The following is a 19986-nucleotide window of genomic DNA, read 5'->3' as shown; positions in this document are numbered from 1 at the left end:
TAGTGAGAATAATTTATCTCTCAATAGCCTAGACCATTCACTCTTATGTTCCAAGAAATCCGCTATGAACACCAGGAATTTTCCCTGATCCTTTGGATAGTTGCGCAACTATAAACTATATTTTTGAGCAGTAACGTTAATTTGATCAGCAACGCTATGGTATGTGCGTTTTAGTGTGTTGGCACAGCCAACCCATCCCGTGAGGAATCCACTCTATGACTATTTCGCAAAAGCTCAGACTGGCTTTTATCGTTGCCATCGTCTCGCCTATTTTAATTATCGCTGTGCTGATTGTGTCCCAGACACGGCAACTGGCGCTCGATAAGTTCGTGGAGATGAGTGGTCGGGAAGCCCTTCAGGTCGATAATGGAATAGGTATGTTCTTCGATGAAATTGCGAAGAATGTCGAGTTCCTGGCTACCAATCCCAAGCTCACCCGGGCACAAAGCGACGTGCAGGTTTATACCGGTAATAGTACCGCGACTGCGCTTAACTCCCGTGCTGGCAGCGAGACAGAGCAGGCCGTTTATGATTTGTTTGAGCGCTTTGGAGATACCCATCCGGGGATTGCTTATATCTACTTTGGTAACACTGAAGGTGGTTATATTCAATGGCCTCAGGGTGAAGTGAGTGCAAACTATGATCCTCGTCCCAGACCCTGGTATCGCAGCGGGCAAGCGGCCAATGGCCAAACTGCAATGACCGATGCTTATTATTGGGCACCGGATGATATGGCGATTGTTTCAACCGTGCGCTCCGTCAGATCCAATGGTCGGGAGATTGGTGTCACGGGCATGGATGTCTCATTGCAGGGCCTGACTAAGATCATTCGGGAGGTCAAACTGGGTGAAACGGGCTATCTGATGCTAGTGGAAGACACGGGTAAAATTCTGGTCGATGCCAAACATAGCGATTATCGATTCAAAGATGTTAAACAGGTCGAAAACGGTCTGTATAAAACCCTTGCCAGTAATCAGTCCGGGCTGTATGAAATTCAGATTGATGATACTGATTACTTCGCCAGTATCTACACGTCGAAGAAGCTGGGCTGGAAGTTCATTGCATTTGTGGAACAAAGTGAAGTGATGGCAGCGGCCAATGCCATGACCTGGACTCTGGTGATCCTGAGTGTGGTGCTGGTGGCTTTGTTTGTGGTACTGGCTAACTATATCGCGAATGTGTTATCTGGCCCGATTGTGGAAGTTAGTGATGGCTTGACCGTCATCTCCCAGGGAGGTGGCGATCTGACGCAACGTTTGGAGGTCGACAGCAAAGATGAAACCGGCAAATTGGCGGATAGCTTCAACAGCTTTCTTAATTTGATTGCCCAGCTGGTGACAGATATTAATACGTGCGCTCAGCAGCTCAATCAAACGGCCGGCGCTACGGCCTCAGAGTCGGAGGAACTAACCAGTTCAACTGCGCAGCAACAACAAGCCCTTGAAATGGCTGCAACGGCCATTAATCAGATGGCGGCAACGGCCAACGAAGTGGCATCCAGTTGTGCGAATGCCGCAGAGCTGGCCACCCAAACTCAGCAGGCTTCAGAGCTGGGTCAGTCGGTGATGTCGGAGGCAGTAGACAGTGTGGTTGCGCTGTCAGATGTGATTAAGCGGGCAACGTCAGATATTAATCAGCTGGATAGTGAAAGTGAAAATATCATGTCAATTCTCAGTGTGATCCGTGGGATTGCTGAACAAACTAACCTACTGGCATTGAATGCAGCCATTGAGGCTGCCCGGGCCGGCGAGCATGGTCGGGGGTTTGCGGTGGTTGCCGACGAAGTCCGGGCTTTGTCTCAACGCACCTCAGAATCAACCGAAGAAATTGCCTCACAGCTCGACAAGTTGAGAAAAATGACAGAAGGGGTGTCGCTGGATATGCGCAGCAGTTTGACCCGCACAGATAAAACGGTAGAGCTGACCGACTCTGCGCAAAGCCAGTTCAGCGAAATCACCCAGTCGATTCAAACCATCAGTGATCTAAATACACAAATCGCCACCGCAGCTGAGGAGCAGCAGCACGTTGCAGAAGACATTAACCGTAATGTGATTGAAATAAAAAATGCGGCCGACAGTGTCAGCGATGTGGCCAATAACACCAGCGAAAATGGCGATAAAATGCAGCGATTATCTGAACAACTGACCCGCCTGGTGGGCCAGTTTAAGGTGTAATAAGCGAGGGATGTGATGAAGATCACTCATATTCGATGGGTACCTCTTACACCGCCCGGGCAATTTAGGTAAGGTAGTGCCAGTTTAGTTTAAAAATAGGTGTTATATGGAACTTTCTGCCTCAGTAAAATTGGCACGTACCGAGTCCGGCCTGGAGTATTTTGACGTTAACGGACCTCAGTGTCAGGCTAAAATTTATCTTCAAGGTGCACAGATCACCGAGTTCATTCCAACAGGTCAGAAAAACCTGTTATGGGTATCCCAGGATGAAACCTACCTGGAGGGCCAATCTATTCGTGGTGGCATTCCCATTTGTTGGCCTTGGTTTGGCGTGCATGCTAATCCAGACTGGCCTGCGCATGGGTTTGCGCGTAAGCAGGTTTGGCGTGCAGAGCGTGTTGAAGAAGACGATGCTGCAATTCGCATTGTGTTGTCTTTGCCTATGGTCTCTATTGACCGTACTTTCTGGCCTTATGAGTCCAGTTTGACTGTCGAGTTTGTACTTAGTGACCGGCTTGAAGTTAAACTCTGCAACACCAATACTGGCAGTGAAACGTTTACCCTGACACAGGCGCTGCACACCTATTTTCCAACGCCAGCAATAACCCAAACCCGTGTGGATGGGTTGCAAGGGGCAAACTATATTGAGTTTGGTGAAGGCCCATTTGTTCAGAACGAAGTGGTCACCTTCGGCCGCGAAACCGACATGGTTTACACCCAGGCATCCGAAGTACAAATCATTGAAACGCCAGATGGCAAAATTGAAGTAGGCCGCGAACACTCAAGTTCTTGTGTGTTATGGAACCCCTGGATAGAAAAGTCCAAACGTCTGAGTAACTTCCGCGACGATGAATACCACACTATGCTGTGTCTGGAAGCGGCCAATGTGATGGATGATGCAGTGACACTGGCCCCGGGTGAATCCCACACCCTAACCACCAAAATCAGTTGGATTCAGTAAGACCGAAGCAACGCTTTGCAGCTATCGTGCAAAGTCGTGCTTTAGCGCGGCCTTTGCGCAAGGTGAAATGAGCCGTTTTAAAGATCCTGGCATCATTCACTTTGGTAACTGGGTGCCTTCCATATGGAAGTGTGCCCACTCGTAGCTTTATACCAAGCCATGTTTGCCTGGGTACCACTTTAGCGCGCTGCACTGTTCACTGTTTTACACCCCGTCATCCCGTGCTCGACACGGGCACTACTAAGCTACTTAGCCAGTGAGTAGGTCACTTCTCATAGCGTTGTGCCTGCGGCATGGACACAAGCGTCTGTCGGACGCTTTTCGTCTCGGTCAATTTCCCGTATTCTGAATGCAGTAATAATCGGACAGGGAATACGATGGCAGTACTCATTGTGGATGACAATCCGGAGGTGCGCTTAAGCGCGGCATTTTTGCTTGAAGATCATGGTTTTGAGGTGTTTGAAGCAGAGCATCCAGACGTGGCTAAGCAGTTTTTGAGTTGTAAGCAAATAGAGCTGATCCTGCTCGATATGAATTTTACCCGCGACACCACATCCGGCAATGAGGGACTGGCATTTTTGAGCTGGTTGAAGTCGTTAGATGGTGCACCGGCGGTGATCTGTTTGACCGGCTGGGGGAGTGTGACACTGGCCGTGGAGGCGATGCGCCTGGGCGCCGCAGACTTTATCGAAAAACCCTGGCAAAACCTGCAATTGCTGGATGCGATCCGAAAGCAGAGTAAGCTTAGCGCGCTACAAACACAACAAAGTGTGGTGGCAGATACTGAGGTCACGTTACCGGCTTATACGTGGCGCTCAGAGGCCATGAAAACCTTATTCAGGAAGCTGGAGCGGATCGCAGTCACTGACGCCAGCGTTTTACTGTGTGGTGAAAGTGGATGTGGCAAAAGTTACCTCGTTGATGCGCTACACAGTCAGTCGGCACGCCGAGATGGCCCTTTGATCAGTATGAATATGGGCGCCATTCCCGAGAGTTTGTTTGAGAGTGAAATGTTCGGGCACACCAAAGGGGCGTTCACTGATGCTAAATCGCAGCGCAGCGGGCGTTTTGAACTGGCTGGTGGCGGGACTTTGTTCCTTGATGAGGTTGCGACCATTCCGCTGACTCAACAAGCCAAGTTACTTCGGGTGCTGGAAAGTGGTGAATATGAGCGGGTCGGTAGCAGTCGCACAGAGCGTGCCGACATTCGTCTGATCTGCGCCACCAATAGTGATCTGGAAAAAGCGGTGGCCGCAGGGCAGTTTCGCAGCGATCTGTTGTATCGCATCAATACCTTTACCTTTGAGCTTCCGCCATTGCGTGCACGGTTGGATGACATAGTGCCACTGGCCAATTATCTGCTTGCGCGCCACGCGGCACGTTACAATCTCGACACTAAGGCACTGGATAGTGAGGCACAGGCTGCATTGCTGGCCTACCGCTGGCCCGGTAACATTCGTGAACTTAGCCATGTGATGGAACGAGCTTTATTGCTCAGTGAAGGGACACAGATCGGTGTTGTGGACTGTCAGCTGCGTCTGTCCAGCCCTGAACCCGAGCTGTCGTATAAAGAGGGGGCACATCCGTCGGGCCGGACGCTGGCGGAGGTCGAGAAAACCCTGATAGAACAGACCCTGGCACTGCATCAGGGCCAAGTCAGTGAAGCAGCCCGAGCACTTGGGCTGACTAAGTCCTCTTTATATCGCCGACTGGACAAATACGGGTTGCGCAATGAAAGCTAACTTTGAGCGCGGGCTACATGTGCATCTTGCTTTGCTGGGCTTAGTCGTCGTGGCCCTGTTGTCATATTTATTGTGGCAGCAGGCGATGCCATGGTGGCAGAGTACGCTCATAGCGGGGGGCGTCAGCGGACTATTGTGGCGTCTGCAAATACAGCGTCTGGCAAAGTTGGAGAGCATTTTTTCGCGCGCACACTGGCAGCTTGAGGCCATGCAACAGGCGGATTTCAGTCAACAGATCCGGCCCCATTTTCGTTCCGGGCAGGTGGCGGCATTTGAACAGCAGTTGATAGCGCTGGGCGAGCAGTTACATCATCAAAAGTCGCGTTATAATTCACAGATCTTTGTTATTTATCAGCTGATCGACAAGCTCAATACCCCGATCCTAGTTTTTACAGAAGAATCACGATTAAGCTATGCAAATCAAGCTTTTGAATCCTTGTATAGACAACCTTGGCAGCATTATAAAGGGGCAACAGCCCTGTCTTTGGGGCTGGAAGAAACGCAGCAGGGGTGGCAGTTTGTCAGTCACACACAGGGAGCCCGCTGGCAGCTGCACAGCAGCTATTTTTATGAGCAAGGCAAGCGCCACAGTTTGCTGGTCGCGCTGGATATTACCAAAGCGCTGAGGCAAAAAGAGCTGGCAGCCTGGCAGCAACTGATCCGAGTGATTAGTCATGAAATACGTAACTCGCTGACCCCGGTGAGTTCATTGGCGCAAAGCCTGGCGGAGCGTGCAAACTCAGCCAGAGAGCGACAAGCACTGGGGGTCATTGAGCAGCGTTGTCAGCATTTGCAGCACTTTGTTGCCCGTTATGGCGAGATAAGTAAAGCCATTGAGCCTCAGGTTCAGCAGGTGCAGCTCCACCCGTTGTTTACGTCAGTGCAGGATTTATTTGCATCACAGCACCCGGCACAATGTATAGCACTGGATTGCCAGGCGCATCAGTGTCATTGCGATCCGCAGTTGCTTGAGCAGGTCCTGATCAACCTGGTTAAAAATGCCATCGAAGCCAACCAGACTGCCTCACCAGCTGGTCATCAGGTGCTGATACGTAGCTATTACCTCAGCCCGGCGGTGGTGATAGAGGTGGCGGATGAAGGGGGCGGATTTGCCAATCTCGACAATGTGCTGACGCCGTTTTATTCCACCAAAACCGAGGGACAGGGCATTGGGCTGACCTTCAGCCAGCATGTGATTGAATGTCATGAGGGCCAGTTTGATGTTGGCAACGAACAGCGAGGTGAGCGAGCGGGTGCGGTTATTAAGATGACACTCCCTAGTTGATAATAATTATCATTTGCGTATAATAACCCTCATACTGATCTTAACCTATGCTGCCGTCGTATTATCATGCCAGCAAACCCTGATCCGGGAGTGGTCTATGTTGGTTTTAATCCCTTTAATCGTATTTATTGTCGCGGCTGCGTGCGTCAGCCAACTGAGGCTAGCGCGTTTGATGACGGCCAGGCTCAGAGGGTTGCTTGCCTGGAGTAGTGCGGGCATTCTGGCACTGGCAAAAGTGTACGCCGGGTTGAGCTTGTCTGCAGCTTTTGCGGTGTTTATCGTCGCCGGTGGCATTTTACATATGGTTAGTTCGCTTGATCAGCACAGCGATGCCTGAGCTGCATTGGGTTAAAGTGTTTCAAAAGATAAATACCTACTGATTCTTAAGCACATTTTTTGCCATACTAAGCGCAACTTTGGATCACTTCATCGAGGATGAGCATGGTTGTGCAATTGATGAGAACTTCTTTTGCTGCGTTGTGCGCTGCATATTTGCTGCTTATTGTGAGCACTCAGGCTCGCGCCAATGACTGGCAAACCCTTCATACCGAGCACTTCAGAGTACACTATACACCGACCCAGCAGGCCTGGGCGCGATCCGCAGCCGTTGAGCTGGAGCTGGTCAGAGATTTGGTGTTACAGCAACAGGGTCGGGCCCTGGATAGTATTGCCGATGTGGTGGTGTTTGATCCCATCAATGGGGCAAATGGCTTTGCATTACCCAGTACTGGCACCCCGCTGATGGCGTTGTTTACCACGCCGCCACAGTCAGACTCTGTGATTGCCAATAGCCCGGGCTGGCAGCAACTATTGATCCTGCATGAATACATCCACCTGGTCCATTTATCTCAACCCAGCCGCAGTGTGTGGCGTCAGCACCTGCGCGACTGGTTTGATATTTATGATCTTTCCAGTGCGGTATTACCCCGCTGGGTTGCAGAAGGGTATGCCACCTTGTTGGAATCTCGGCTGACGGGTCGTGGCCGCCTTTATGATAATTACAGCGAGGCCTTGCTGCGTGCGTTTGCCCGTCAGGGGGCCTTGTTGTCTTACGGGGCGCTGAGCAATGGGGATGGCAGTTACCGCTCCAGTGCGATGGCTTATTTGCTGGGAGTGAGGTTTTTGGCCTGGCTCGAGGACAAGCATGGGAAAGAGACACTGGATGCTGTCTGGACGCGCGTTCATGGCGTACACAAGCGCAGCTTTGCCAGCGCCTTTGAAGGGGCATTCGGACAAAGTGCGCCACAGCTGTATCGTCGCTTTATCGCGGAATACACCTACCTTGCTATGACTCAAGAGCGCGACCTGGATACGCTGAACAGCCCATTATGGCAAGAGTTTGACTATGCGGCGAGCGATCCTGTGTTATCCCCGGATGGCTCGCAAATTGCGCTGACAGAGCGCAGCCGTGACACAGAGCGCTGGCTTAGAGTGTATAAAACCGAAGACAATATTGAAGCCAAACAAGCCTTCGACAAAGCACAACAGGCCATTTTGGCTGCGGACCCCACAGACATTGCGGATAAGCCCCCGGCCGTATTTAAGCGTGAACAAGTGGCTGAGCTGGCGGCGCGTGATTTTGCAGGCATACAATATCCGCAGTGGCTGAACCAGGAAACGCTTTACTTTGTGGCCCGTGCGCGCGTTGATGAGGCGCGGGGTAACCGGGTCAACGATTTGTATCGCTGGCATATTCCCAGCGGTGAGGTGACGCGACTAACGAAGTCGCTGGGGATCCGCCGTTTCACCTTGCTGGACGCAGATACGCTGTTTGCTGAGCAGGTACGTAGTGGATTTTCTGAATTGGTGCGGGTCGAGATCAGCAGCAACACCGTCACACCACTGTCGGCGCGCAACCTCGGCACTGTGTACGATTATCCGCAGCTTGCCCCTGACAAACGTCAGCTGGCCTACCTGAAAACCGCGCTGAACGGCAATTGGCAATTGTATATACAAGACTTGCAATCCGGCACAGTGCGCGGTGTGCCTATGCCTCAGGGGTATCAGTACCTGACTGCACCCAGCTGGCAAGCAGACGGACAAGGGCTTTACTTTATTGCGGGCCTGAATGGCCAGCTAGGTGTGTATCGTTACGATATAAAGCAAAACAGCCTGTATCTGATCACAGCCGGACAAGCGGTTTTTGAACAACTGGTGCCCCGGGCGGATCAGCCGCTGTTATATACTCAATCTACGCCGCAGGGCACGCGATTGCATGCGCTGGATAGTCAGATCACGGAACAGCCGGTCACTGCCCTCAGTGAGGATTTTGCTGTGCCGCTGGGTAAAACCGATGCCGTAGTACTGCCTGAAGCACAGATTTATGACGCTGAGGAGCACGCTATTACCCACAGTGATTACCAGTGGCTGAAGCAAAATGCGTCTGTGGCATTATCGGCGCAGGCCAGCACTGCTGCCAGTGAATTGCTGAGCGTGGGCGTCAAAGGCAGCGATCTGCTGCAGCAATTATCTTGGCAACTGGGACTGACACAGAGCAGCGACAATGTACTGGATGGCAGTTTTGCCGCGCTGCGCTACCGCTGGGGAGACTGGCGTTTTGATGCCCACCTGAGCAACTACCGCTTAGACAGCCGTCACCAGCATGGTGAGGCACAGCCGGTCAAGTTGCATGGCACAGGACTGAGCACCAGTATGAGTTATGAGTGGCGCTTTGATACCTTGTCTGTTGCGCCTTTTGCTGCGGTTACCCACTACGATGATGAAGGCGATGAGGCTATGACCACGCAATGGGCCGGGCTGGAGCATGGCTGGCAATACTACCAACAGGATTCTGCCCTGGGCTATCGTCTTAAAGCAGCCATATTGAGTGGTGACAGTCAGGGACACGGTTATGACTGGCAGGGATATGGCAAGGTGTGGGACTGGCCCTGGTTTGCGGGTGTGCAGTCTCAGTATCGTGACGCTCAGTTGCTGCGTCTGGGCGGGTTTGATAACAATATTCTCAGTGGTCGCACCCGCAGCGATCTGGTGCTCAGCCCCGAGCTGCCTTTTCAGTTTGCCACCGGCCGGCATTATTACGGCTATGAACTGGCATCCAGCTGGTCACTGGGTCAGCCCAGACTCTTTATTAAACACCACCGCCTTGATGGCCAGCGGATTGCGAAAAGCTATGGGGTGAAGTGGCAAGTTGACCTGAGTCAGCAAGTGCTCGGATGGGCAAACTGGTTTGCGCCTGCCGGGATGACCGATCTGCATTTTGATTTAGGTGTTGCCCGGGTGGAAAGCGATCTGGCAGAGGACTCACTGCGTGCCTGGTTAGGGCTGTGGTACGCGTTGTGAGGGTCAGATAAATAAAAAGGCAGCCTGTGCTGCCTTTTTAGGGAGAAAAGTTTAATTCAGTATTACTGGTAATCCGCAACCAGGCTCAGACCTGAGTAAGCGTTGTAGGCACGAATACCGACCCAGTAACGACCTGCACCATCGTTGCGTGTACAGTTTTCGGTGTTACCCCAACGGTACGGACGACAATCATAAGTGCTGGTAGTGGGTTGTGCATCTTTACGTACGTACAAGTCAGCATCACCGCTGCCACCTGAGATATCAAAGGTGATGTTGGTAGCGCCCGCTGGCACGTCGAAGTAGAAGTAAGTCATCTCGCCACGTGCAGCTGACAGGCCAGTTCTTGCTACGCCTTTTTGCAGCTGATCTTCACCACCTGGGCCATAGACTGGCACTTGCTTCGAGGTTGTCGCAGTTGCACCTGTGCTGTCTGTTACAGTTAGTGACACTGTGTAGTTACCGCCAGCGGCATAAGTGTGGCTTACAGAAGCGCCAAAGCCTGTTGCGTTGTCACCATAGTTCCACTCGTACTGAGAGATAGCGCCATTCGGTGAGCTAGACGCGCTGCCGTCAAAGCTACATGCCAGTTCTGTACAGTTGGCAGTAAAGTCGGCTACTGGCATTGGATCGCTGTTGTTGTCGCCATCCGGAATACCATTGAAGTGGCTCGATACTTCAGGCCAGATTTTGCTTATTTTAACACCCTGGTTAGTACAGCCACCGAAGTGGTGCAGTGCAATAACCTTGTTGCTTGATGCAGCCAGAACCGGTGAGCCAGAAGAACCGCCAATGGTGTCACAGTAGTAGCCCATGTCTGTGCCAGTGCCGCGGCCATTGGCTGTTACGACGTCAGCTTCACAGTTGCCGCTGCTGTTCTGATCTGACTCAATGGCCAGCTCTTTCGGGTTACCTGAACCGTGCTGTGGAATATAGATGCGCTCGCCTTGTGTCGCATCGCGAACATCCAGACCAAAGTAGCCAAATGGCGCCGCTTTGTTGAACTCGTTGATGGTGAACAGGGTGTAGTCTAGTGTGTAGTCTGAAGACAGGAAGTCTTTACCTGTGACTTTCACCACAGTTTCAAGGTTTGAACCATTACAGCTGGTGTGCTGGTAGTTGAACCATACTTCCGTATTGGCCAGCTCAGAGGCAGAACCCACACAGTGCTCGTTGGTGAACATGCGGTTGTCCGGGCCAACACGCCAGCCAGTACACAGGCCGCTACCGTTCATCAGCAGGCGAGCAACCGGGCGTGAACGTTCAAATTCAGTGGGGTTTGAACCTGCCCAGCACTGTACGTCACGACGTTCATTAACACCACATGTTGACTCAATGCCCACGTCGGTTGATGCGTTCATGGCTTCCATCATCGGCGTGTTTTCTGTGCCGTGGTCGTAGAAATCAATCACTGCTGGTGTGATTGCCTGAGTTGAAATTTGGCCTGAGTCAGACGCGCTACCCGGTGTATATTCAACGATTGCCGTTTCAGCAGAGATAGACATTGCTGAGAAGCTCGTTACGCCGTCGTCTCCCAGTTTGCTGTTAACGGTCGCTGCATGCATATTCGCTTCAGTGTACTCGTAGCGTTCGCTGCCATCTGCTGAGCGCACAACCAGTTTGCCGCCATTGGCCAAGTTTACATTTTTAAAGTGTAGTTTGATGTAGCTGGCATCAGGGTGGGTGATGGTGCGTGTGATCACTGTGCTGCCTGTGCTGCTGAGTGTCGCAAATTCCTGACCGAGCGAAATGTTGGCATCGGCACGGGCACCAATGATGGCTTTGCTGGCCTTACTGGTGTATTGCATCATTTGTGCTTCTGTCAGTGGCGCAGTGTTTTGAGCCAGTGCTGCGGTAGAGAGTAAGCCGAGCGCAGAGACAAGATAGGTTAGTTTCATTGCTGTTCCTTTTCACTTGTTGTTGAATGATTTTTTAGAATAAAAAGTTATTGAATAAATTTCGCACAGGTACAAAGGTAATCACAAAATCAGTTGTTGTAAAGAAAGTGATAACAAAAAATTAATAAAGTAAATCATCACTCATCATTTAAGTGCTGTATCTACGCGTGTTTCGGGTAAAAAATTTTTATTTTCACCATTTTCGCTCTGTAATTTATTCCTGTTTTGTGGACTGAAGGTGTGTTTTTCAGAGGAAATCAGCAAATATCCAGGATCTTCCTTTATTTTAGAAGCGATTACGTGTCACCGGCTTGGGTTTAGCATGCTCGATATTTCTGTTAACGGAGACTTTACATGTCCATTGTTGCAGGGCCAAGCGGCTGTAATGACGGGGTAATAATTGAACGCGGGCAAAGCCATCATTCAGGGCTGAGAATGATGTTGCGTGCTGAGACGCTGAGCGGCCGCGTACGTCAGGGGGCAGTCAGCTCGCAGCTGTTGTTACTGCTCAGTAAGCGACTGCAACATGCTGTGTTTGGCGGTGAACACCCGGCTTTTTTCCGGATCTGAGGTTTTCTCTATAGCCAGCTCAAGCAGCTGACGGGCTGTATTATGGTCGCCCTGCAGGTAACTGATCTTGGCCAGCTCAAAATACGGCTCAGGCAGGTAAGGGGTTTCTTTTACCACGTTAACCAGCAGGCGGGAGGCTTTTTTCAGCTGGCCTTTGGCAATGGCACTGCGCGCATTCATCAAAAAGTCGAATGGGGTTTTGGCATCCTCTTCGAGCTGTTGCTCAAGGCGTGCAGCCAGCGCTGTTGCCTGTTGCTCTTTCGCTAAGACCAGATAATTTGATAGCAGGTTGTGGCTGGTCAGACGATGCTGGTCGGCGTATTGATAAATGGTTTCAGCGCCTTTCAGATCGCCAGCCCGACGGTGCAGTACGGCAGCGATATTGATCAGCTCCGGGTCGTCAGGGGCATAACTGCGGGCGCGCAGAATTCGGGCGGCACTGAGGTCAAACTCATCTGCCAGCATGGCTTTTACGGCCAGGTTAGCGTAAAACTTGGCGACCAGATCTTGGTACCGGGCTGATGCCACAAATATGGCATCCTGCGCCGGGAAGTAGTCGATGATGGTGCCCGGGCGGACCAGCGTGATCCAGTCTTCCTCTTCCTGCTCCTCAGGTGCCAGCAGCTTGGTTTTAAAGTGTGACGAGATCAGTATGGTATCGGCGACTTGCTGATACACAGGGGCCGAGGCCACTTTGTGATAACGGGTGTCTATGCCTGCCACAAAGGCATAAGCCTGCGTCAGTACGGCGAGTGAAATACAGTTGCCACCACCGTATTGTAACGATTCTGTGGCGCTGTAGGTTTCGCCCCGATAGTGGAACTCGTCCAGCTGGTCATGCAGGTAATCATAAATGATCCGGTCGCCGCGTATGCCCGCTAAAATATGTTTTTGATAGTAGATCAGAAAGGCTTGTTGCTCTTGTTCCGGCAGGGTAAAAATTGATTGCTCATCGAGTACCTCAACCGGGTTAAACAGGGCATGGTTAAATGGCATGTCCGGCCGTGGTGGTGGTGTTGTGGGACGTTTTTGTGGGCTGGCACAGGCACTCAGCAGCACAGTGAACAGGCTTACTAGCCAGAGGCGAGCAGGCATAGTCATACTCCTTAAGACACGCACTCAGCGCATTCGCTTGGTCGCAGTTTTTGTTATTATTGCGCTTTGACTTTACACCTATCCTGATGTTCTGCCAACGGGTTTGTGGTTAGCTGGTGTACTGTAGTAGGAATTGCTCATTGCAAGGAAATCTAAACGATGTTCTATAACACGTTTTCGACATGCAAGTAGCAGCCTGACCGCCAATTCATTCTCTTCTTATCAATTGAAGTATGTAAGAAAGAGCACATGCCTAAAAAGCATGTACTCCTAAGCTTAGCTTTGCGTACTTTCAGAGAGCTTTGTTTTATCTATTGGTGCGCTTTTTGGCAATGTTGGTAGTTTTGAATTTGCAGGTAAACCACCAAAAATATGGCCTAGATTGTCTCGATTGATTCTTTTCATATGAAGATATCCTTTTGTATTTACTGTTGTGCTGGCCTTGCTTTTATTAATAAATTCATACTCATGAGTGACTTAAATTTTTTACCTGGCTCTTTAATCCGTATTACTGCTTCAACATCTCGTAGTTCAGGTTTACCTCCTCCTGCTGCGTCTCCAAAGACTTTAGGTAACATGTCGTGTTTTAATGGGAGCCTAATAGGTATCTCCATTAGGTTACTTTCCTCTTTATGAATAGACTAATAAATCGACGTGTTTAACCTGTTCTATGTTTTTTTTCCTTAAGAGGAGGGTTTATCGGTGCGAATTTGAGTAATACGGGCAAGTTGGGATTGCCTCCCCCACCGCCATTAATTGTCGGTAAAAACTCATTTTTAATTACCTTCATAATGTGGTGCTCCATGTGTTCTTAATGTTCTGATGATAAAAGTAAATAGCACTGATATATCTACTATATAAAGCGTATATTTAGCTGGTGCTCATATGTGGTGATATATTATCTCTGGCTATAAAGTTGCAGTGTTGTTTATGAATCAATTAATAAATTCAACCTGTATAAGGCGCTTTTTTCTTTTTCTCAAAAGGGGGATCGATCGGTGCCATTCTAGGCAATGTTGATCTATCAGGGTCTCCACTGACTCCACCTGCAACCTGAGTCAGTAAAACACGTTTAATTATTTTCATATTGTAAAGTTCCTTGTGTTCTTTTAGTCACAAAAATGTATGTAATGAGTGATAGAGATTGCAATACATGAAGTACATACATAACGGGTACCCAAACATGGTGATAAATGAATGGATAATCAAGAATTTCATAATAATAGAGTTGAATTTCAATCCACTGAGCACCGCAAAGTATCATAGCTACAAGAGCTAAAACATAATATGCGCATTCAGGTACAGTCAATGAATAGTTTTCTCCTGCAAGTTTGAAGAAATTCCAGCCTGAAGCTTTGTGTAGTCTGCGAGCAAGTACGCTGCGAGTCAAAAGAAGGAACAAGTATAAAATGTTGGCGAATAACAGCCATAAGTAATAATGCTGGGTCCATTGAATGGCAATTGGCTTTACTGTGGCTTCAATTGACTGTACTAAAATAAGAATTAAAAATAGCCACCTGGCGTTATAGTGCTGCCATGTCATGACTAGTCCAATCAGTGTTACGGAAGAGAGCAATACCTCAACAATATGCATCAGTCTTCTCCCTTGTCTTCTGTCTCTGGTTCCATAGATGGTTCTTTCTGTTGGGGCTTTTTAGTTGTTCTTTTTTCTGCGTTGTCGGCCAGTAAGCCAAAAAAGCTTTTCCAGTCTTTACCAAAGATCATCAGGATATCAAGCAATTGCTCCAGATCCATGATGGTCTTACCACTTTCCCAATTGGAGATGGTGGACTGATCAACCGGGACGGACATTTTCTTGGCCAGCTCGGCTTGCGACATTTTTTGTTGTATTCGCAAACTACGCAGTGACGCCTGAATGTCCCTTCGGGCGCTGTTTAGCCAGTTCAATCTTTGACGTGAATTCATTGTACATCCGTATATGAATATTAAAACAGTGAAGTTACATTTTGTTGCTTATTATTATACGGGGTAATTTAACAGCTGTTTAAAAAATGTAAAGTATCAATCTGTTATTTTGTACCCGAATACTGATTAGGTTGCGCGTTAAAAGTTTGTTTTAGTTACATTGATTTAGGTAAAAATCATGAGTTATAAAGGGTTTCTAATGGACGTTGGTGCGCGCCTTGCCTGATGCACTTTATGAATGGATTCATGACCAGTACCCGTGAATATGTAAACAAGTGTTATCCAAGACGCTATGATTTATTTTATGACGTTTTTTCAACAGCGTATTTTGCAGACAAAATGGGTAGTAAATTCCCCGTTTTTTGCTGGCTAACCTGCGCTAACTCACTCCGGATGTGAGCAGCAAAGTACTTTTGAAATAAAAAAGGCAGGCTGTGCAGTGCTCTTGACCAGTAGGATAGATTGAAAAACTCATCCTTTTTACCCAGTCTGAGTCCATAGTGATTGCACAATTGTGGCTTATAAATTCCATGATCAAGATTTCTTTGCGCAAATCTTTACTTAACTCATGGAGACTAACATGGTGGTTTATCAAAAAGCACTCCTGGCAGTGGCACTGTCGCTGACCCTGATGCCAAATAATGCACAGGCGCTGCGTCTGGCTGAGACGGGCACCTCCTGTGGTGAGCTGGATCGGACTCAAATAGACGTTGGTGAGCATGTTGAAAATCAATTTATGACGTATCTGGCACTGAGCCCTAAATTGGCCGACACCGAGCTGACCGTGTCGGGTAGCCAGTCTACTATTGTGGTGACATACAATGGTCGCTGTGAAGTGCTGGATGGCAGTAACTACAACGGATTGCACGTCAACTTACCAGACAGTGGAGAGTCTTATAACGGTATTAATCTGGACTTTCACCAGCAGGTCTTTGGTGGCGAAGGAAATGATAAAATCCTTACCGGCAACAAGGTTGACTACATTTACGGCAATGGTGGTAATGATCAAATTTACTCATTTGGTGACTATGAGCGTGTTGACGGTGGTCCCGGGGCAGATTGCGCTGAGCAGGGCAGCGAAGGGACAATCCAGAGCAATATTCAAAATGTAGAAGCAACCAGCTGTACCAACTATGCGCCCGCCCAGTGTGAGGGTCTGGACCGCAGCAAGATTGCGATTGCGGATGATAACTCATCAAACCCTTATATGAATTATCTGTCGGTCTCACCGAGTTTGACAGGTGAGAAGCTAACGGCCGAAGGCGATGAATCCCTGGTGACTGTGTATTATGCTGACAGCTGTGAAACCTTTGATGTGAGTAACCACAATGGTTTTCAGGTAAATCTGTTAGACAGTGGTGAAGAATATGATGGTACCGCACTGAACTGGCACCAGCTGGTGTATGGCGGTGATGGCAATGACACCATTTTAACTGGTAATAAAGTGGATTACGTGTACGCCGGTAAAGGCGATGACACCATTTACACCTATGGCGATTATGAGAAAGTAGACGGTGGCACGGGCATGGACTGTCTGACCGAAGGGTCAAGCGGCAGTATCCAGAGCAATATCACTGGTATTGAGCAATACTCATGTACACCTGAGGGTGATGTACCAGACAGCCTGATCGCTGCATACGCGCGTTGTCATGTGCAAACTGGTAGTTTTGACAGTGAGCTGAACAATGGGGTGTGGAAACTGCGTGCACTGGACAGCAACCTGATGTTGTATGTTGAAGAGCACGAGGAATATGTCTTTGCTTACTCCGCAGGTTATCAGCACTGTTCGTTTAGCAATGCAGTTGAAGAGGTCGAGGTGCAGTTATCAAATGGCAACGATATTTTGTCAGCAACCAGTGTTAGTCGGGACATGACGGTTTACGGCTTAAACGGTAACGACCAACTCTATACCGGGCGCGGCAACGATTTGATCTTTGGTGGTGACGGCAAAGACACGATTAAAGCGGGCGATGGTAACGACTGGATTGCGGGTGGTTCAGAAATTGCGACCGATCATGATGGCGTCGTGCACAAAGTGAGTCTCAGTGGCACTAATGGTGATGGTGCAGATAAAATCGAAGGCGGCAATGGTAACGATGTGCTGTTTGGCAATAAAGATGGCGATAACCTGAGCGGTGGTAATGGTGACGATATTATCTTCGGCAATGACGGTAATAAAGATCGATTGTACGGTAATTCAGGCGCTGACCTGTTGGTCGATTCAGGCGGTGGCTCATGGGGCAACCGAGCTAAAGCCTGGGGTGGCAGTGGCCAGGATATCATTGTCTGTGAATGGGGCCATTGTGAACTGAGTGGGGGCGGTAGCAAAGACTTTTTAGCGGCCATTTCTACATACTCTGACATTGGTTTGAATGGAGGAAACGGCGGCGATATTCTCTTTGTTCGCGGTGATGAAATTCCGTCGGGTGGCGGCGGTAGTGGTAATGACTTTGCGTATAACGAATGGAGTGATCGAGATATCAGTGGTTACCTGTCGAGCGTGAATCACAAATCTGGCTATTTTGATACCGCAGTACGCAAAGCGGCCAGCGGCATGTCATCGCGTCATGAGGAAGTACTCAGATTAAGGTACTTCAACGAGCGGCGAGGCTATAGTAAGTTTAAGGGTCTGATAGCTGATCTGGTAGACAAAACCACCTTTGAAGCCTGGCTGAACAACCGCAGTAAGAGTGTGTACGACTTGCAATAATACTGACAGTGCTTTTACAAAGCACATATTAATTACTTGAGGTCCGTAATAGGATCCGTCCCGAGTAAGGGGGAAGTCTGCGACTTCCCCCTTTTTCTTGCCCGACTGTGACAGCGAAATGAAGCAACCGCTTTTGCCATCTGTCATGACCCTCTTTGCTCCCGTTCCAATTCCGGACAACGCGTCCGCTTTCGCCGAAATTGGCAGTGTGATTTATTTAACTTCATGATTTTAAAGTTATAAAATTTTGGCACGAAACTGGCTGCAAGGGTGACAGAGATAATATTTACGGAGCTGAGAATGGATGTAATTAAACCGCCTGAACCCACCAAGCGCTGGCGTCGCTGGATGTGGGGGCTGGTCGCCTGTGTTTTTGGTGTGAGTGTCTGGCTGGCTGGCCCCAGCGATCAGATCACCCGACTGGGACGGCATGAAGTGCTGATTGCAACTGTCGAAAATGGGCCTCTATTGATTGGCGTGGACAGCTTTGGCGTGCTGCGCAGTGCGGAGCAACACTTGATCACTGCCGACAGTGATGCGGTGGTGAAACAGATCCACCTTAAAGCAGGCGCGTCTGTATCCGTCGGAGAGGTCATTGCGACGCTTGATAATCCGGACCTGTCACTGGCGGTTGCGCAGGCACAACAGGCTTTGCAAAGCAGTGAGATGGCACTGCAACAGCTCACACTGAATCAGCAGCGGGAGTTTCTTAGTGAGCAAACGGCACTGGATAAATTAACCGGAGATCTGGCAACTGCCCAATTACAGCAGCAGGCTGAGCAGGGGCTGGCTGAAAAAGGGATTATTTCACACCTGGCATTTGCTCAGACTCAGTCCCGTGTTGCCAATCTGGTCCGTCAAATGCAGAGCGCACGACAGCGTCTGGAACAGCTAAAAAAGCTCCATGCCAGTGCGCAGCAGCTGGCATCGCAGCGCATTGTTATCCGGCGCCAGGAGCTGGCGCGCAGCCGTGCTAGGTTAGCTGCATTGACTATCACGGCCCCCGTTGCGGGTATTTTGGAGCGTATGCCACTGGCGGTGGGTCAACGCCTGACAGTGGGCGACGAAACCGCATTGATCGGCAGCCAGACGCAGCTGCTGGCTGAGCTGCGCGTGCCGCAGTCGCAGGTGCAAAAAGTACTGCCGGGGCAGACGGTGAGCGTGCGGATCCGTGAGCAACAGGTCACAGGCACCGTGGGGCGGATTGATCCTGTGGTGGCAGAAAACAGCGTGAAAGTGGAAGTTGCGCTCCCTCAGGCGCTTCCCAAAGCGGCCCGACCTATGCTCAGTATTGACGCCAGTATCACCGTGGCTGAGCTGGATCAGGCTTTATATATTCGTCGTCCGGCCAATGTGCGTGAACAGCAGACAGTGCAGTTGTATCGTCTGCGTGAAGACGACACCACTGAGTTGAAGACGGTGCAATTTGGCGCGCTGGCTGGTCGCTATGTGGTGATAGAGCAGGGCGCCGAAAAAAACCAACGCTGGATTATTTCTGATTTGAGTAACCTGGCACAACAGGGCGTGCAGGTTGCACTGAATTAAGGGTTTAAAGGACAACTATGGCACAATGGGGTGTCGGTTTGTCAGCGGGGATAGTATGACACAGATAATAACAATGCAGCACATCAGCAAGGTATTCGAAACCGAAGCACTGCAAACACATGCTTTGCGTCAGGTGAGCCTGACCATAGAGCAAGGCGAGTTTGTTTCCATCTCTGGCCCGTCCGGATGTGGTAAATCCACTTTGTTGTCTATTATGGGCTTGCTGGATGAAGCCAGCAGTGGGCAATACCTTATTCAGGGGATTGAAGTTGGCAGCCTGACCGCCGATCAGCGAGCAGAATTAAGAAACCGCCACATCGGGTTTATTTTCCAGTCTTTTAATCTGATTGATGAGTTGTCGGTATTTAATAATGTGGCATTGCCGCTGCGTTATAGCGAGACCCGATTATCACGTGCAGAGGTGCACAGTCGCGTACAAAGCTGTCTCGACAAGGTGGGGTTGTCGCATCGTGCCGGGCACAAGCCAGATCAGCTCTCTGGTGGACAACAGCAACGGGTTGCCATTGCCCGGGCCTTGGTTGCACACCCCAGCATTTTACTGGTGGATGAACCCACAGGTAACCTCGACTCCAAAAGTGGTGACGCGGTGATGCAATTGATCGCGCAGCTGCATCAGCAAGGGACGACCATTTGTATGGTGACGCATGATCCCAGGTATGCCGATATGGCAGCGAGGCAGATCCGTCTTCTCGATGGTGAAATCGTCGGCGGCAGTCACACTCATCGCACTGCACGCAGTGCGATTGCCTGAAGGAATGCTAT

At 49.8% G+C, this 19986-nt stretch carries 16 protein-coding genes; 10 read left to right on the top strand and 6 right to left on the bottom strand.

The features are described 5' to 3' along the window. The first annotated feature begins 215 nt into the window (after positions 1–215). The 6 genes from CWC22_RS19100 to CWC22_RS19075 all read left to right on the top strand — a co-directional run bounded on the left by CWC22_RS19100 (position 216) and on the right by CWC22_RS19075 (position 9462). Entirely contained in the window at positions 216–2174 is a 1959-nt protein-coding gene (locus tag CWC22_RS19100) for a methyl-accepting chemotaxis protein (protein WP_125561015.1), read from the top strand. A 106-nt stretch (positions 2175–2280) separates the two neighbouring features. Next, the gene (locus CWC22_RS19095) at positions 2281–3135 is read left to right on the top strand and encodes a D-hexose-6-phosphate mutarotase (RefSeq protein ID WP_138538066.1); all 855 of its coding nucleotides are present in this window, start codon (positions 2281–2283) and stop codon (positions 3133–3135) included. A 377-nt stretch (positions 3136–3512) separates the two neighbouring features. Continuing rightward, positions 3513–4877, top strand: a complete 1365-nt coding sequence (locus tag CWC22_RS19090) for a sigma-54-dependent transcriptional regulator (RefSeq protein ID WP_138538065.1) — start codon at positions 3513–3515, stop codon at positions 4875–4877. Then, a complete protein-coding gene (locus CWC22_RS19085; protein WP_138538064.1) occupies positions 4867–6162 on the top strand; it encodes a sensor histidine kinase in 1296 nt (431 codons plus the stop codon). The genes CWC22_RS19090 and CWC22_RS19085 overlap by 11 nt, the downstream gene beginning before the upstream one ends. Positions 6163–6259: 97 nt before the next feature. Next, complete coding sequence (locus tag CWC22_RS19080; RefSeq protein WP_125561007.1) at positions 6260–6499, top strand: hypothetical protein; 240 nt, start codon at positions 6260–6262, stop codon at positions 6497–6499. 119 nt (positions 6500–6618) lie between these two features. Continuing rightward, complete coding sequence (locus CWC22_RS19075; RefSeq protein WP_419144621.1) at positions 6619–9462, top strand: TolB family protein; 2844 nt, start codon at positions 6619–6621, stop codon at positions 9460–9462. Between the two features lie 62 nt (positions 9463–9524). Here CWC22_RS19075 and CWC22_RS19070 read toward each other — a convergent pair whose 3' ends face one another. Beyond that, the gene (locus CWC22_RS19070) at positions 9525–11357 is read right to left on the bottom strand and encodes a PKD domain-containing protein (RefSeq protein ID WP_125561003.1); all 1833 of its coding nucleotides are present in this window, start codon (positions 11355–11357) and stop codon (positions 9525–9527) included. A gap of 354 nt (positions 11358–11711) precedes the next feature. Between CWC22_RS19070 and CWC22_RS19065 the strand changes: the two genes are divergently transcribed. Beyond that, entirely contained in the window at positions 11712–11927 is a 216-nt protein-coding gene (locus CWC22_RS19065) for a hypothetical protein (protein ID WP_138538062.1), read from the top strand. Here the strand turns inward: CWC22_RS19065 and CWC22_RS19060 are convergent. The 5 genes from CWC22_RS19060 to CWC22_RS19045 all read right to left on the bottom strand — a co-directional run bounded on the left by CWC22_RS19060 (position 11859) and on the right by CWC22_RS19045 (position 14948). Beyond that, positions 11859–13022, bottom strand: coding sequence for a hypothetical protein (locus CWC22_RS19060; RefSeq protein WP_138538061.1), 1164 nt, complete (start codon positions 13020–13022; stop codon positions 11859–11861). The two genes, CWC22_RS19065 and CWC22_RS19060, sit on opposite strands and share 69 nt — an antisense overlap. A 276-nt stretch (positions 13023–13298) precedes the next feature. Next, entirely contained in the window at positions 13299–13427 is a 129-nt protein-coding gene (locus tag CWC22_RS24575) for a hypothetical protein (RefSeq protein ID WP_268253658.1), read from the bottom strand. Between the two features lie 543 nt (positions 13428–13970). Then, positions 13971–14108, bottom strand: a complete 138-nt coding sequence (locus tag CWC22_RS19055; protein ID WP_157576752.1) for a hypothetical protein — start codon at positions 14106–14108, stop codon at positions 13971–13973. Beyond that, positions 14095–14616 (bottom strand): hypothetical protein, encoded by a 522-nt coding sequence (locus CWC22_RS19050; RefSeq protein WP_138538060.1) that lies wholly within the window; start codon positions 14614–14616, stop codon positions 14095–14097. The genes CWC22_RS19055 and CWC22_RS19050 overlap by 14 nt, the downstream gene beginning before the upstream one ends. Next, positions 14616–14948 (bottom strand): helix-turn-helix transcriptional regulator, encoded by a 333-nt coding sequence (locus tag CWC22_RS19045; protein WP_230090593.1) that lies wholly within the window; start codon positions 14946–14948, stop codon positions 14616–14618. The genes CWC22_RS19050 and CWC22_RS19045 overlap by 1 nt, the downstream gene beginning before the upstream one ends. 580 nt (positions 14949–15528) lie before the next feature. On the opposite strand from CWC22_RS19045, the gene CWC22_RS19040 reads away from it, so the two are divergent. The 3 genes from CWC22_RS19040 (at position 15529) to CWC22_RS19030 (ending at position 19975) form a co-directional block, all read left to right on the top strand. Next, positions 15529–17658, top strand: a complete 2130-nt coding sequence (locus CWC22_RS19040) for a calcium-binding protein (RefSeq protein WP_138538059.1) — start codon at positions 15529–15531, stop codon at positions 17656–17658. Between the two features lie 300 nt (positions 17659–17958). Further along, the gene (locus CWC22_RS19035) at positions 17959–19203 is read left to right on the top strand and encodes an efflux RND transporter periplasmic adaptor subunit (RefSeq protein ID WP_138538058.1); all 1245 of its coding nucleotides are present in this window, start codon (positions 17959–17961) and stop codon (positions 19201–19203) included. Positions 19204–19258: 55 nt separating this feature from the next. After that, on the top strand, positions 19259–19975 hold the full coding sequence (locus CWC22_RS19030) for an ABC transporter ATP-binding protein (RefSeq protein ID WP_230090592.1): 717 nt from the start codon (positions 19259–19261) through the stop codon (positions 19973–19975). Positions 19976–19986: the final 11 nt, after the last annotated feature.

Origin of the sequence: Pseudoalteromonas rubra (assembly GCF_005886805.2) — a bacterium.
GTDB classification, from domain to species: Bacteria; Pseudomonadota; Gammaproteobacteria; order Enterobacterales; family Alteromonadaceae; genus Pseudoalteromonas; species Pseudoalteromonas rubra_D.
This window is presented reverse-complemented; position numbering and strand designations above follow the sequence as displayed.